Genomic DNA, 16,443 nt, shown 5'->3' on the forward strand with positions numbered 1-16,443 from the left:
GTTCTGCCATTAATCGATCCAGTTCTTGTTGACTAAACTGCATCTGGGGAAAATCAGAAGGAGTGTAACCCTCAGCTTCGGGGACTGACAGTGAACAATGAGCGATCGCAACGCTTCAATAAATACTTGAGCCAGCTTTTCAACCGTGGTTTGTTTATGTAATGCTTTGCTATAAGTCCAATTTATATGCAGTTGACTACAAACAATTAATGCACCTACCTCCAGTAAACAGTCGCGGCTTCCTCTAGGACTTTGTGTTTCTCCAGCAGATTCAGCAGCAGGTCGAAACATAGAGGTTTCAGAAATTACTTGGTCAAACTGACCTAAGAAGTTAAATGTTACCTCTGCTTGGGGTAAAGTTTGCACATCAGCAATTGACTTTTCACTGAGATAACGCAATACACCATAGTTAATACCTTTACAAGGAATATTACGCAATTGTTCTTTTACCGTCTTTAATGCTTCTCCATTACTAAAAGTGGCTGTGATATCTAACACCACCGGAAAGATACTAGTAAACCAGCCAACAGTACGGGATAAATCCACGTTTTCTAAAATGTCTTCTCGTCCGTGACCTTCCAAATTAATCAAAAGTGAACTATGACCAGTCCATTGATAAAATGTCTGCACAAGAGCAGTTAGCAAAATATCATTAATTTGAGTTTGATAGGCTGCTGGTACTTCATGTAATAAAGCTTCGGTTTCTTCCTGGGTAAGACTAACTGAAATGGTACAAGCTGAAGCTACAGTATTTTCTCCATTTAAATCGTCAATAGGCAAAGAAGAAATATTTTGGTAAGACTGACTCAACCAATAATTTATTTCTGCTTTTACAGTTTCCGAGTTAGCGTATTCTTGAAGTTTTTCAGCCCACTGTTTTACCGAAGTAGTTTTCGCTGGTAGTTGTATCTCTTGCTCTCGGCTGAGTTGTTGGTAAGCAGTTTGTAGGTCTTCTAGCAAAATCCGCCAGGAAACTCCATCAATGGCGAGATGGTGAACGGTCAATAATAATCTGTTGGGTTGTTTTGCCCCCATTACAAATAAAGCAACTTGAACTAATGGACCTTTTGATAAATTTAAGCTGGCTTGTAGAGCAGTAGCTTTAGCCTCCATAGCCTGCTTCTGCTCGCTTTGGGATAGGCTTGATAAATCAATAATCGAAAAAGGTGATATTCGATCGGGAGCTGCAATAATTGACTCCCAACCAGATTCAGTTTGCATAAAGCGCAAACGCAGTGCATCGTGGTGAGTCAGTAATTGGCAGATAACCTGCTCTAATAAAATTGGGTTACAACTTCGATCTACTTCTAGCAATACCGCTTGATTCCAGTGATGGGAATCAACAAGTACCTGTTCAAAAAACCAACTTTGAATAGGAGTTAGAGGTAAAGAACCCGTAACAAGACCTTGTTCGGTTTCAATTTTTGTAATTGTACCTGCTACAGCAGCTAAATCGGCAATTGTCTGATATTCAAATATCTGTCTGGGGGTTAGCTGCAACCCAGCTTGTTTAGCTTTAGCAATAATTTGCAGACTCAGTATCGAATCTCCACCTAACTCAAAAAAATTGTCATTAATACCAACTTTCTTGAGTCGTAGGGTTTCAGTCCATATCTGCACCAGCGTTTCCTCAATTGGAGTGCGGGGTGTGATGAAAACCGTTTGTAATTCGGGTCTAGCGGCATCTGGTATAGGCAGGGCTTTGCGGTCTATTTTACCATTTGGTGTCAGTGGTAATTTTTCCAAGAGTACAAAAGCAGAAGGCACCATATACTGTGGTAGACTTGCTTTCAAGTATTTTCGTAACTGTGGTATCAGTTCACTATTATTTGCTGAGTCAAAATTCCCAGTAGTAGGAACGATATATGCTACTAAACGTTTGTCACCAGGGTTATCTTCTCTAACTATAACCACAACTTCTCGGAGGGGTGGATATTTACTCAGGACTGCCTCAATTTCTCCCAGTTCAATCCGAAAACCGCGAAGTTTGACTTGGTTGTCAATGCGTCCTAAAAACTCGATGTTTCCATCTGGAAGATAGCGAACTAAGTCACCAGTTTTATAAAGCCGTTCTTGTGGTTTTTGGCTGAAAATATTAGTAATAAACCTTTCGGTGGTTAATTCTGGATGGTTGTGATACCCTCTGGCTAAACCTTCACCACCAATGTAAAGTTCTCCAGTAACGCCTACTGGTACTGGTTGTAAATAGTCATTTAATATATAAAGTTGGCTGTTAGCATAAGGTGTGCCAATTGGTACTAACTGTTGAGCTGGTAACTCTACTGTGGCGTGTTCAAAATATGAACTGTCGATTGTGGCTTCGGTTACACCAAAAGAGTTAATTAACCGTGTTTCTTTACCAAGAACATCACGGAATTTACTATACTCGGCTCCATACCAACTATCAGAACCACAGATAACCAACCGCATAAAATCGAGTTTTTGTTGGCTTTTTTCTAGGTACTGCACAAGGTTTCTTAATACAACTGGTACAAATTCCGCGCAGTCAATTTTGTGTTGACGCATCAATTCATAGAGTTGTTGGGGTTCTAGAAGTATTTCCCTTGGACACAGCACTAACTTTCCACCAGAACACAAAGCCCGAATTAAATCTCCAGAAAAGACATCAAAGGAAAAGCTAGCCATTTGTAAATGACAGCGAACTTGAGAACTTAGTTGATAAGCTTTTTCCCAAGCATAGTAAGCATTAACAAGGTTGTTATGTTGAATCATTACCCCTTTTGATTTACCCGTAGAACCAGAGGTGTAAATCAGGTAGGCTAAATTTTCTGGTTGTACGTTGCTGGTTGGGTTAGACTCTTCTTCGTTAGCAATTAATTCCCAATCTGCATCTAAATATATGACTTTCTCTGCATAGGTGGAAATAGTTTCAACCAGTCGCTTTTGAGTGAGTAGGATATTACAACCCGCATCCTGCAACATGAATTCTAAACGTTGCTGTGGTTGATCTGGGTCTAATGGTACATACGCACCACCTGCTTTTAAAATACCTAAAAGTGCGATCGCCATTTCTAATGAGCGTTCTACACAAATACCAATTAATTGGTCGGGTATTACTCCTAATTTCTGTAAATAATGAGCGACTTTATTAGCTTGCTGATTTAGTTGTTGATAAGTAAGACTTCTACCTGCAAACTCTACTGCGATCGCCTGAGGTGTTTGCTTAACAATGTTTTCAAATAGCTGATGAAGGCAAATATTTTGGGGATAATCAACTTTGTTGCTATTCCATACTAATAGCTGGTGTTTCTCTGTATCTGTTAACAGTGATAAATCTTTTATTTCACTGTAAGGATGACTCACCATGCCTTGCAACAATGTTTGGAGATGTCCTAACATTCTGTGGATGGTGGCAAAATCAAAGCGATCGCTCTGATAATCTATAACAATTTCTAACTCTTCACCAGGAAGAACACTAACTGTTAAGGGATAGTTAGTGCGATCGACAGTACTAATGCTTTGAACTACTAAATTCCCTTGCCATTCTTTTAAAATCCTGTCTACTGGGTAATTTTCAAATACTAATATGCTTTCAAATAAAGGCATCCCTCTTGGTACTTCACTCCAACCTTGCACTTCTACCAGTGGGCTATATTCATATTGCCTTATTTCTGCTAGTTGTGATTGTAATTTTCTCAACCAAGATAACAAAGATTCTTTAGCATCAATTGTGACTCGTACAGGTAGAGTATTGATAAACATCCCCACTATAGACTCGGCTTTGGCTAAATCTGCTGGACGACCGGAGATTGTTACACCATAAACTACATCTGTTTCTCTACTGTAGCGGCTTAAAAGTAGAGCATAAGCTCCTTGGACAAGGGTGTTGAGTGTGAGTTGATTCTGTCTTGCTAAAGATTCTAGCGTTGCGGTGGTTGTTTGTGAAAGCTTGATTACTTGCCGATCGTATTTCTCTGGTTGGTTGGATAAGTTTTTATTATTTAAATTAATTAAGGGCGTGGGTGCTGTAAAGCCCTGTAATGACTGTTGCCAAAATTCCTTTGCTTTGTTTAAATCTTGTTGTTGTAACCAACCAATATAATCACCAAAGGAAGTATCTAATATTAAAGGTAAATTTTTACCTTGGCAAAACGATTGGTAAATTTCTACTACTTCTTTTAAAACTAAAGCTGTTGACCAACCATCTAAAATAAGATGATGTTTACTCCAAACCAAGTAATAAGAATCATCGTTACAGCGAATTAAATTCAGCCGCATTGGGCATGGTTGTGTTAAGTCGAAATTGCAGGTGCGATCGCTCTCCAAAAAATTATGCAATTTCTGCGACGACTCATTTGGGTTTAGATTTCGCCAATCGTACTGTATTAGCGATATTTTGACTTCCCGATGCACAACCTGTAAAGGTTTTTCTAGATTTTCCCAATAAAAAGCTGTGCGTAAAATAGTGTGGCGGTTGACTACTTCTTGCCAAGCTTGTTCAAAAGCTACAACATTAAAATTGCCTTTCAGGAAGTAACATAACTGGACAAAATAAACAGCCGATTCGGGAGCATACAAACTATGAAAGAGAATTCCTTGTTGTAAAGGTGATAGTTCATAAATATCTTGGATATTGTCAGCTTTCATATGTTTTACTTCCCACTCCCTCGGTTAATTTTTGCCAGTAAAAAGTCGAGGTCTTTTTGGCTTACTTTTGCTTTGGAGAAATCAGAAGGGGTATAACCTCCTGCATCAACTGATTGACAATGACTAATAATTTCCCGCAGTGCTTGGACAAATTTATCCGCTAGATTTGACACAGTAGTGTCTTTATGTATTTTGGTGCTATAAGTCCAATCCAGTTGCAGGCGGCTTCCACTCACAAACCCGCTAATATCTATGAGATGACGACGGTTTCCTAAAGGACTACGTTCTGTACGACTCGATTCTGATGCTAATTTAAATAAAGAAGATTCTTGTAAAACTTGGTCAAATTGTCCTAAATAGTTAAAACAAACTTCTGCTTGAGGTATAGCAGCTAAACTTTCAGCAGTATTGCTACACAGATAACGCAATACACCATAATCAAAACCTCGATTGGGTATACTACGTAGCTGTTCTTTAATTGCTTTTAAAGCATCTCCAATCGCACTATTTTCTAAATTCAACAGGACTGGAAAGACGGTAGTAAACCAACCGACTGTACGAGATAAATCAATATCAGCAAAAATGTCTTCTCGTCCATGTCCCTCTAAGTTAACTAACAGCGTTTGTTCTCCTGTCCATGCTGCAAAGGTTCTTGCTAGTGCTGTTAACAAAACATCATTTATTTGTGTATGGTACTTGGCTGGAACTTCTTGCAGTAGTGCTTGTGTTTCAGTTTCATTGAGGAATACAGAAAAAGTTTGACTTGTAGATACAGTATTTAATCCGCCTACATAGTCCACTGGTAACGGAGAAACTCGTTTTCTCAACTCAGAACACCAGAAATCTAATTGTGAGTGTAGCGTCTTTGTATTTGCATATTCTTGCAGACGTTCACTCCATTGTTTAAAAGAAGTAGTTTTGGCTGGTAATTGAATTGCTTGATTTTGCTGAAGTTTTTCTATAGCTGTTTGCAAATCTGACAATAAAATTCGCCAAGAAACGCCATCAATAGCTAAATGATGAATGATAAACAGTAAGCGATTATTTTGCTGAGAACCTAAATCAAATAGTGCCACCCTCACAATGGAACCATTTGATAAATCCAAGCTTGCCTGTAGTTCTGTGGCTTTGGCTTCAATAACCACTTTTTGTTGTAGAGGTAGTTCGGAAAAATCGAATTTAGTAAATGGTACTTCAGCTTCAACACCAGCATTAAACGATTCCCAACCATTAGCTGTGGGGCGAAAACGTAAGCGAAGTGCGTCATGGTGTGCTAGTAAACACTGTATTGCTTGCTGTAAAATGTTAGGTTCGATATCTTGCTGTAATTCTAGCAACAACGATTGATTAAAATGATGCGCCTCTGGTAAATTTTGAGCAAAAAAGCTATGTTGAATTGGTGTCAGAGGTACAATACCAACTACCAATCCTTGTTCTGATTCTGTTGTTAAACTAGTATCGGCAACTAATGCAAGTTTAGCAATAGTTTGATGTTCAAAAATTTGCTTAGGAGTGAGACGTAAACCTACTTGATTTGCTTTAGAGATCGCCTGAATACTAATAATCGAATCTCCACCCAATTCAAAGAAGTTATCGTGAATACTAACTTGCTCTAAATTGAGAAGCTCTGCCCAAATTTTGGCTAATGCAATTTCTACTGGAGTATGCGGTGCAACAAAAGCAGCAAGGAATTCTGGTTTAACTGCATTTGTTGCTGGTAAAGCTTTTTTATCGATTTTACCATTAGCTGTTAGTGGTAAAGCCTTCAAGAACACAAATTGTGAAGGCACCATATATTCAGGCAGTTTTTGCTTGATAAAATTGCGCAATTGGGCAGGTTTTAAATCTTCTTGTCCAACTATATAAGCTACAAGCTGCTTTTTCCCTGGATGAGCTTCTTTTGCAACTACAACTAATTCTCTTACTTGTGAATGTTGACAAAGTACAGCTTCAATTTCCCCTAGTTCAATGCGATAACCATGTAATTTTACTTGGTCATCCATTCGACCCAAAAATTCTAAGTTACCATCAGGTTTGTAGCATCCTAAATCCCCAGTTTTATAAAGTCTTGCTTCAGGTTCACTACTGAATGGATTACGAATAAATCGCTCGTTAGTTAGTTCTGGTTGATTTATATATCCTCTAGCTACATTATCTCCACCTATATAGATTTCTCCTGTTACACCCAAGGGGACAGGTTGGCAATAGTTATCGAGTAAATATATTTGGGTATTGGCTAAAGGACGACCGAGAGGTACAGTATTTGATGACGTATCAGTAGAGATTTCTTCTACAGGATAGGTGAGTACACCAACGGTAGTTTCTGTTGGACCGTAGTGGTTAAGAATTTTGCATTGTGGTGCTAATTCACGTACCCGTTTAATTAAATCCCAGGTTGCAGCTTCACCACCAAGAATGAGGTGCTGACGTGGTAGAAGTTTTTCGGGATATGAACCTGATAATAAAGCTGATAGGTGTGAAGGAACTATTTTGAGGCAATCTATAGAATAGCGATCGCAATATTCAGCAAATGCAACTGGATCGGTAGCACGTTCCTCTGCAATGATATGCAAGCATCCACCTGTACACAAGGCTGAGAAAATTGCTGTGTTACCTAAGTCTGCGGCGAAGGTAGAAACAGTGGCAAAGCTAGCCGTATCTGGTAAATCGAGTTTTTCTAATATACCGTTAACATAATTGACTATTTGCCGATGTTCAACTGCAACACCTTTGGGTTTACCTGTTGAACCAGAGGTGTAGATAACGTAAGCCAAGTTTTCTGAACTAGCAGGCTTGAGAATGTTATCTTGAGGCACGCTTAGATTTGCATCAATACAAATTATCTGCGCTTGGAAATTTATTTTTTCAACAAGGTGCTTTTGAGTTAACAGCACCGATACTTGAGCATCCTGCAATCTGAAGGCTAATGCTGCTTCGGGTAAAGAAGGTTCTAGAGGTAAGTATGCTGCACCTGCTTTGAAAATGCCTAGAATACCAACTATCATATCCAAAGAACGTTCAATGCAAAGTGCAACTACAGTTTCCGGTTGGACTCCCAATGATGCCAAATGATTAGCTAAGTTGTTAGCTTTGGCATTTAGTTCTTGATATGTTAAATGTTGATTGTCAAAAACAACAGCAATATTATTTGGTGTGCTATTAGCCTGTGCTTCAATCCAGTGATGAATGCACTGATATGGAGAAGTAGTTTTTGTATTGTTATCGACTAATAGTTGCTGACGTTCTTGTGGAGACAGAATTTCTAGTTGAGCAATTGAAGTCTCTGGATTGTTTATTGCACTACTTAAAAAAGTCTGAAACTGTGCTGCTAAACGTTCAATGTCTTTTTGCTCAAATAAGTTAGCATCATAATATAATTCTGCTGCAAGTGAATCAGCTTGTTGCCAGCATAATAATTTCACCTTGAAGCGTTCAATACAGCTATATATTTTTTGAATAGAGAAAGTTACGTCACCAGCAAAATATTTACTGGGTTGGGATACAAATTCAAAGGCAAAGGGTAAAAATGATGATGATTGAGTATCTTTAGTCTCAGCGAAAAACTCTTCTGGATTCAAAAAGTCTTGCCATTGAGAAACTTCACTAATTGTTTTATCTAACTGTCTTAATATATCAGCAAGTATATATTCTTCTTGTACTTGAATACGAATAGGTAAAGATTTAGCTAATAATCCGACTGCTGAGTGTAATTCTGCGTAATTTCTCCCGTCACAACACCAAGCTAAAACAGGTTCAGATTTGTTAGTCAAACGCCATAATAGGACTTCCCAGCAAGCCATCAAAACTGTCGAAATATCAACAGAGTATTTTTGTGCGATCGCTACAATATTAGTTGTCGTAGCAGCATCAAAGTTGATGTTAATAGCTTTGGGTTCAAATATTTGTTTTTGGTTAACCTTTTTTTCGTCTGGTAATTTACCTATAAGAGAATTAGGCACTTTTTGATTGTGCCAATAATCTTTTGCTGTTTCTGCTTCTTCTCCCATTAATAAATCATTTTGCCAAGCAGCAATATCTGCATATTGTAAAGGTGTATCTTCTAACTCATGTTCCTGCAAATAAGCATCATAAGTGGCGCTAATATCATGCACGAGATGGTGCGGGGATATTCTATCTGCACAAATAGCTGATATTGCTATTAGTAAAATACAATGACGATCGGATTGTTTAATTACATCAACCTTGCTAGTAAAACCTTTTTCTAACTCAAAATATAATTTATTAACTTCTGAAAATAGACGTTCGATATTTAGTTGTTGGCTTTCTGTATCTAAATCATGCCAATCATAATAGTTCTTAATAGATGCTTCTCCAATAACTTGTAAAGGAACTGCCATTTCCGCCAAGGTAGGAAAGCTAGTACGTAAAATTTCATATTTAGCCCAAACATTATGTATGGCTTTTTCTAAAATTGTATATTCAATATTTCCCTCTACTAAAACTGTACACTGAATGCGATATGGCTGATAGTTGTTTTCTTGTTGTAATAACCATAAGCGTTTTTGCTGAGGTGAAATTTGAAAGCCTTCTATAGATACTTGCATAATGTTTCTAATGTACTTACTATATTTAAACTATTTGTTGCTATAAGGTTGTGCCATACCTACCAAAACTTTTCTCGCGCCTGTGAATGGCTTACGTCCATGAGCAACTAGCATATTATCTAATAATAAAATATCTCCTTCTTGCCAAGAGAATGTTACTGTTTCTTGCTCATATATTGCTTGAATTTCCTCTAATACAGATATTTCAATTTCTGAAGCATCTCCATAATAAGAGTTTCGTGGTAATTCTTCAGAATTTAGTACAGCAAGTAAAGATTGACGAACTTCAGCTTTTAAGCTTGAAATATGAAATAAATGTGCTTGATTAAACCAAACTAAATCGCCAGTCTGAGGATGGGTAGCAACAGCTTGACAAACTTGACGAGTTCTAAGTTTATTTACATCTAGCCATGTAAAATCAATGCCAGTAGATTGACAATAAGCTTCAACTTCGGCTTTATCGTTAGTTTGAAATACAGTTTCCCAAGGTAAATCAATCCCTTGTCCATAATTACGGACATACATAATCTTTTTCTGAATAAATTGCTCTTTGATTTTTGGATCTATTCGTTGAAATACTTTACGACTATCAGCAATTGGTGTTTCTCCGCCTTGCTCTGCTGCCTTTACACAAAAGAAGGCAATTTTCATTGGCCAATTAAGACAATAGGCCATTTCGTTATGTAAAGGAATTGATTGATCGGGTGGATATTCTGTTGATGTGTATATCTTACCATCAACTTGACTACGCGGAGTTGAACGATAAGAGTATTCGATTAATTCTCCTGCTACAGCCTGCATAAAATTAGCAAATTCGCTATGAGTATTAATCGGAAAATTGCGAAAAAGCAGACCTCCGTATTGAATTAATTGTTTTTCTATCCAGTCACGGTTACTGCTAGCCCAACTGACTAAATTCACACCATCGACAGCAGGTTGAATGACAAGAGGTAGTTGTTGAGTAGATTCTAAGAAATTGGTTGTAACCAAGTTTTCTGAAGAAACTGTAATTGATTTTCTTTTGAATGTTTTTAAATTCATTTTGTTTAATTATGATTCAATTTTGCCAGTAATCGCCTTGCGCCCAATTTTGCCCAACTTCTGAACCCGAGCTTGTTGTAGTTCTTGATTGTGAATAAGTTGCTGTTGTTTTTCTGTTTCCTGCATTAGTTGTACTAGCTGGTCAAGTAACATCTCAGGTTGTTCCACAACGGTTGTTAGTAGTGTTTCTAAAACAACTGCCATGCGAGTAATAGTAGTTGCATGAAATAAATCTGTTTTATACTCAAAAAAACCTTCTAGCCCTTCTGGTGTTTGTGTGAATTGTAGCTTTAATTCATGGCGAACAGTGCCACTTTCACTTTCTAAAAGGCTGAGATTTAGCCCTTTCATTTCAAGGTTGGATTTAGGAGCATTTTGCAAAACAAACCATACTTGAAATAGTGGTGAATGATTTAAATTACGCTGTGGTTGTAGTTCTGCTACTAACTTATCGAAAGGTAACTCTTGATGTGCATAAGCTCCTAAAGCTGTTTTTCTTACCTGTTGCAATAACTCTTGAAAGCTGGGGTTATGAGAAAAAGAGAGATTAGTACGTAATACTAGAGTGTTGATAAAAAAGCCAATTAACCCCTCTAATTCACTACGGTTACGGTTAGCAATAGGAGAACCTACAAGAATATCTTCTTGCTTTGTATAGTGGTATAGCAAAGTATTGAAAGCTGCCAGCAGAGTCATAAATAAAGTTACACCTTCTTGCTGACTGAGAGATTTGAGCTTGTCAGTTAGTGTTGCAGATAGAGTGAACGAGTGTTTTTTTCCTAAAGAAGTTTGTAGTTGGGTGCGGGGTTTATCTGTTGGTAATTCTAGAATTGTTTTAGCGTTCTCTAACTGTTGCTTCCAGTAGGTTAATTGGGTATCAAGCCTTTCTCCTTGTAACCATTGCTGTTGCCATACTGCATAATCAGCATATTGAATTGGTAACTCTGGTAGCAAAGAAGGTTTTCCAGTTGAAAAGGCTTCGTAAAGTGCTGTCACCTCGCGGATAAACACTCCTGCTGACCAAGCATCAGAGATAATATGGTGCATTGTTATTAACAAGATGTGTTCTTCTTGGGTGAGACGCAAAAGCGCCAACCGCAGCAATGGCGCTTGTGTCAAATCAAATGGCTGCTGGGCATTTTCTACCTCTAGCCTTTGTACTTCTTTTTCTCTTTCAATTACTGATAAATGCTGTAAATTTACAATTGGTAAAGGTACTTTTAACTCAGAAATAATTTTCTGAATTGGTCGCCCTTCCACAACTGCAAAGTACGTCCGTAAAACTTCATGTCGCCGCACGATCTCGTTAATACTGTCTTCTAATGCAGCTACATTTAGTGTTCCTTGCAGTCGCACCAAGTTAGAACCATTGTAGGCTGTTGAGTTGGGATCTAATTGATGGAGAAACCACAGCCTTTGTTGAGCAAAAGACAAGGGTAATTCTTCATCGCGTGAAACACGTTTTAGAGAAGGTTCGGAATTTAATTGTGGTTCAGCCTTCAATGCAATTTCTATATGTTTGGCAAGTCCGGCTACTGTGGGTAATTTAAACAAATGGTGTAGCGTTAGTTCTACCCCAAACGTTTTTCGTACTTGGGAGATTACCTGAGTAGCAATGAGAGAGTGTCCACCTAAATCAAAGAAATTGTCATGGATGCCAACTTGCTGTAAGCGGAGGATTTGCGCCCAAACTCCAGCCAGCATTTCTTCAACAGGTGTGTGAGGAGCGACAAAGATATTTCCTAATTGAGCAATATCTGCTTGGTTCGGTGCAGGTAAAGCTTGACGATCCACTTTACCATTAGTTGTTAATGGCAGAGCATCTAACTGGATAAACGCTGATGGCAGCATATATTCTGGTAGTTGCTCTTTTAGATAACTCCGCAGTTCGCTAGGGACTGGAGTTACATGACTATCAGGCACAACGTAAGCTACCAAACGCTCGTCGCCTGGTGTATCCTCGCGCACTATGACTACTGCTTCCTCTACGGCTGGGTGTTGTACCAGTAATGCTTCTATTTCTCCTAATTCGATCCGAAAGCCTCTTACTTTTACTTGATTATCTATTCTTCCTAAAAACTCTAAATTTCCGTCTAAACGAAAACGAACTAAATCACCCGTCTTATATAGCCTTGCACCCGGTTCGTCACTAAAGGGATTGGGAATAAATTTTTCTGCTGTGAGTTGAGGACGATTTAAATATCCTCTCGCTACACCAGCGCCACCAATATATAGTTCACCTGGAACTCCTATGGGTACTGGCTGGTAGTACTTATTGAGGACGTACAGTTGGGTGTTGGCGATGGGATGACCAATAGGAATTGAGCCTGAGAGTGTTTCACCCTGGGGTACTTGATAAATACAGCAACCCACAACCGTCTCTGTTGGTCCATATTCATTAATTAGCATTGTGTCTGGTGCAAACTTTTGCCAGAAGCTAACGCTTTGTGCTAGAAGGTTTTCACCACCGATGATAAAGGCTCTGGTGCGACCATTTGCTTGTGAAGGTGATAATTGGTGTGAGAGTAATTGCAAATGAGCAGGTGTAATTTTTACTAAGCTATAGTTTGAGCCTTGAGATAAGGCATTGCGTAAAGACTCGATGCTTTGGTCTTCTGGGAGGAGTTCTATGCAACGTCCTACTAATAAGGGGGATAGACTAGTAATAGTGAGATCGAAGGCTAGAGAAGAGTGAACTACAGTTCCTTTGCCTTCTTGGACTGCATAGGCTTGGGTACACCAAGTAAGATAATTAACTAGTCCTCGATGGGGAATGAGCGTTCCTTTTGGTTTACCAGTGGAGCCGGAGGTATAAATAATATAGGCTAGGTTGTCAGAAATGGTCTGGCTAGTCGGGTTAAATATATTTTGCTGCTCAATTTTTTCCCAATCACAGTCTAAGCAGAGTACTTTAGCATTGTGAGCAGGAAGAACTGGGAGCAGGTGTTGTTGAGTTAAGAGTATGGGTGCAGAGGTTTCTTCTAAAATAAAAGCTAACCGTTCTTTGGGATGGTTGGGATCTAATGGCAAGTAAGCGCCACCTGCTTTCAGAATTGCTAACACTCCAATTACCATCTCTAGCGATCGCTCTAAGCAAATCCCTACTATGACTTCTGAGCCTACACCCATCTGTTGTAGGTGATGAGCTAACTGATTGGCGCGTGCGTTTAGTTCACTGTAAGTTAGTTGCTGGTTGTCATACACTACTGCAACATAGTTTGGTGTGCGATCGCACTGCGACTCAAACCAGTGATGTATACATTGGTATTGAGGAGCAACGGTTTTCGTGTTGTTGTCAACTAAAAGTTGAGTGCGTTCTTGGGAACTGAGGATGTCAAAGCTAGCGATCGCTCCTTGGGGATTCTCAATTACACTCGTTAACAGTGTCTCGAATTGACTTGCTAAACGCTTAATAGCTTCTAAAGTGTAGACATTGGCATCATAGAAAAATTCAAGCTTTATAACATCATCTTGACGGACACAAGATAATTTGAGGTGAAATCTGTCAATACAAGCATACTGTTGATATATTGAAAAGCAGATATCACCAGCATATTGCTTGGCTACAGCAGAAGTAAATTCAAAGCAAAATGGGAAGAATAAACTTTCTGGATCTAACTCTATATTTTTCTCCCAGGCAAACCTACCATGTAATTCAAATAGGTCTTCTGTAGCTTCTTTTACCTCTGATAATAAATTTATAAATTCATGTTCTTCTTCAAATTGGCAATATAAAGGTAAATATTTACTTAATATTCCTAGAGAATATTGCAATTCCTCGTAGTTACGACCATTACTAGCAGTGCCGATAATTAAGTCGGTATTTTGAGTTAAACGCCAAAGTAATATTTGCCAGCAAGTTAAGAAAAATACATAGGTAGTAATATTTAATTTTTGGGCGATCGCATCTATCTGAGCCACCAAATTGGGCTGGATTTCTTTACTGTAATATTGAGGATTAAAATATAAATCTCTTGTTTGCTGATTTGAATAAGGTAGTTTTAAATTAAAAATACTATTTATGTTTAACTGTTTTCCACCATTTATTTCTGCTTCTTCTGACTCTAAAACCTCATTCTGCCATTCAGCAATTTCGGCATATTGCATCGGTTCTTCAGCAATTTCCTCCCCAGATAAACAAGCACTATAACATCTACCAAGCTCAACAACTAAAATATTTAATGATTCTAAATCAGCACACAGAGCAGGTAAACTAATCAACAATATGTGTTTTTTTGGCGATATAATCACTAAGTCAGCGTGTAAAAGTGATTCTTGCTCACAATCAAAATTCTTTTGACATAAAGATTGCAATAGCTGTTCCAATCTATTTTCTAAAGTTTCTTGTTGCGGAAAATAATGTTCAGAAAGCGATATATTATTAACGCGATCGCTAATTACCTGAACGGGAATTTTCATGACTCCATTGTAAGTGTGGAAGTTTGTTCGCAAAATTTCATGTCTATTGACGACTTGATGTAAGGCTGCTTTTAAAATTTCTTGATTTAAATTCCCTTCTAAAAGGATTGCACAATATGACTGGTAAACAGAAGAGTCCTTTTGTAATAACCACAAACGCCGTTGTTGTGGCGAAAGTCTAAATCCATGTATTTGTGTTTGCATCTTTCTTACAATGTTATTCAGAAGGTTTTAGGTGTAATAGCGTTAGTTTATATTTATTGTAAAAATACTTCTTTTCTTTTAATTTTTTTTAAGCTCTGATATTCAGATGCTTTACGCTGATTTTTGTGAGACTCAGTCTGTTTACGATTAAAAGAAGTTAAATTATTTTTTATTTCTAATATTGTAGAGGTTGGGTTTTGAATTATAGTAGTTAAAACCTGCACGAGATTTTTTAACATATTATCAATACTATTTACATTAAACAGGTCTGTATTGTATCTCAACATAGCCGCCATTCCTTTGTCTGTTTCTATCATGTCTAACAACAAATCAAGAGGAACAGTACCATTATCAACATCATCCAAAACAGTGATAGTCAAACCCGCAATTTCCAAAGGCGGCATCGGGGTATTTTGCAGGACAAACTTAACTTGAAATATTGGGTTACGGCTGAGATCGCGAGCGGGATTGATAACTTCTACTAACTTACTAAAAGGCAGAGATTGATGAGAGTAAGCACCTAATGTTACTTCTCGCACCTGCATAAGAAATTCTTGAAAATTAGAGTTATCTGATACCTTTGTTCTTAGCACTAATTGGTTAATAAAAAAGCCAATTAATACCTCAGTTTCAGCCCAGGTACGATTCGCAACATCTGTACCAACAAGAATATCTTCTTGTTGTGTATACCAATTAATTAATATATAAAATCCAGCTAATAATGTCGTAAATAGTGTTACTTCTTGCTGTTGACTAAAAGACTTTAGCTCTTTAGTTAAAGATTCTGGTAAGATGAGCGATCGCCTTGCACCCTGAAAAGTCTGCACGTCTGTTCTAGGTTTATCTGTAGGTAAGTTAATTACCGGAAGTTTACCCTCCAGTTGCTTTTTCCAATAAGAAAGCTGAGACTCTAAAACCTCTCCCTGTAACCATTCCCTTTGCCATGCAGCGAAGTCTGCGTATTGAATAGGTAATTCCGCTAGGGGAGACGGCTGATTAGAACAAATAGCTTTATACAAAGCCGCTAATTCTCGAATAATTACGCCACGAGACCAAGCATCAGAAACAATATGGTGCATTGTAAATAACATTACATATTTAGTCTCACGCAACCGCAATAGCTTGACTCTTAGCAATGGTTCCCGCGATATATCGAAAGGACATTGAGCTTCCTGTTTTGCTAATTTTTGCACCAATTCTTGCTGTTTACTTTCAGCAAATTCTTGTAAATCAATGACAGGCATCTCTAAGGTTAAATCGGCAACTCTCTCTTGCATAGGTTGCCCCTCTACCATCTGAAAACACGTTTGCAAAACTTCATGCCGTTGTCGGATTTGATTAAGGCTTTGCTCCAGTGCTTTTACATTCAGTTGACCCTCTAATAAAATAGCAACAGGAATATTGTAAACAGGGCTTTGGGGGGCTAATTGGTGAAGAAACCAGAGCATTTGCTGGTTAAAAGACAAGGGCAATGAATTAGTATCTTTTCTTTTAGATATTGACTGAATTGTGGCAGAATTTAAACCCTTCTGTTTAAGCCGCATTTCAAACAATGCTCGTTGTTCTGGAGATAATGCGGCAATTCTTGCATTTATATCTTTCACAA

At 38.1% G+C, this 16,443-nt stretch carries 5 protein-coding genes; all 5 read right to left on the reverse strand.

Annotated elements, in window-relative coordinates; genetic code table 11:
• Nucleotides 1-9: 9 nt before the first annotated feature.
• From M5J74_RS19545 to M5J74_RS19565, 5 genes are read right to left on the reverse strand one after another with little or no spacing between them, the layout of a single operon-like run.
• Nucleotides 10-4,608 carry a non-ribosomal peptide synthetase gene (locus tag M5J74_RS19545; protein WP_250012828.1) on the reverse strand — a complete coding sequence of 1,533 codons (4,599 nt, stop codon included), beginning with the start codon at nt 4,606-4,608 and terminating at the stop codon, nt 10-12.
• A gap of 5 nt (nt 4,609-4,613) precedes the next feature.
• Entirely contained in the window at nt 4,614-9,173 is a 4,560-nt protein-coding gene (locus M5J74_RS19550; protein ID WP_250012830.1) for a non-ribosomal peptide synthetase, read from the reverse strand.
• A gap of 30 nt (nt 9,174-9,203) precedes the next feature.
• The gene (locus M5J74_RS19555) at nt 9,204-10,214 is read right to left on the reverse strand and encodes a TauD/TfdA family dioxygenase (protein WP_250012832.1); all 1,011 of its coding nucleotides are present in this window, start codon (nt 10,212-10,214) and stop codon (nt 9,204-9,206) included.
• Between the two features lie 9 nt (nt 10,215-10,223).
• Nucleotides 10,224-14,837, reverse strand: coding sequence for a non-ribosomal peptide synthetase (locus M5J74_RS19560; protein WP_250012833.1), 4,614 nt, complete (start codon nt 14,835-14,837; stop codon nt 10,224-10,226).
• Between the two features lie 53 nt (nt 14,838-14,890).
• Complete coding sequence (locus tag M5J74_RS19565) at nt 14,891-16,441, reverse strand: condensation domain-containing protein (RefSeq protein ID WP_015155702.1); 1,551 nt, start codon at nt 16,439-16,441, stop codon at nt 14,891-14,893.
• Nucleotides 16,442-16,443 lie beyond the last annotated feature (2 nt).

This window comes from Chroococcidiopsis sp. CCNUC1, from assembly GCF_023546805.1.
GTDB classification, from domain to species: Bacteria; Cyanobacteriota; Cyanobacteriia; order Cyanobacteriales; family Chroococcidiopsidaceae; genus Chroococcidiopsis; species Chroococcidiopsis thermalis.

Coding starts and splice junctions, on each gene's coding strand:
- M5J74_RS19545 (WP_250012828.1), bottom strand. CDS start 4,608: ATGAAAGCTGACAATATCCAAGATATTTATGAACTATCACCTTTACAA.
- M5J74_RS19550 (WP_250012830.1), bottom strand. CDS start 9,173: ATGCAAGTATCTATAGAAGGCTTTCAAATTTCACCTCAGCAAAAACGC.
- M5J74_RS19555 (WP_250012832.1), bottom strand. CDS start 10,214: ATGAATTTAAAAACATTCAAAAGAAAATCAATTACAGTTTCTTCAGAA.
- M5J74_RS19560 (WP_250012833.1), bottom strand. CDS start 14,837: ATGCAAACACAAATACATGGATTTAGACTTTCGCCACAACAACGGCGT.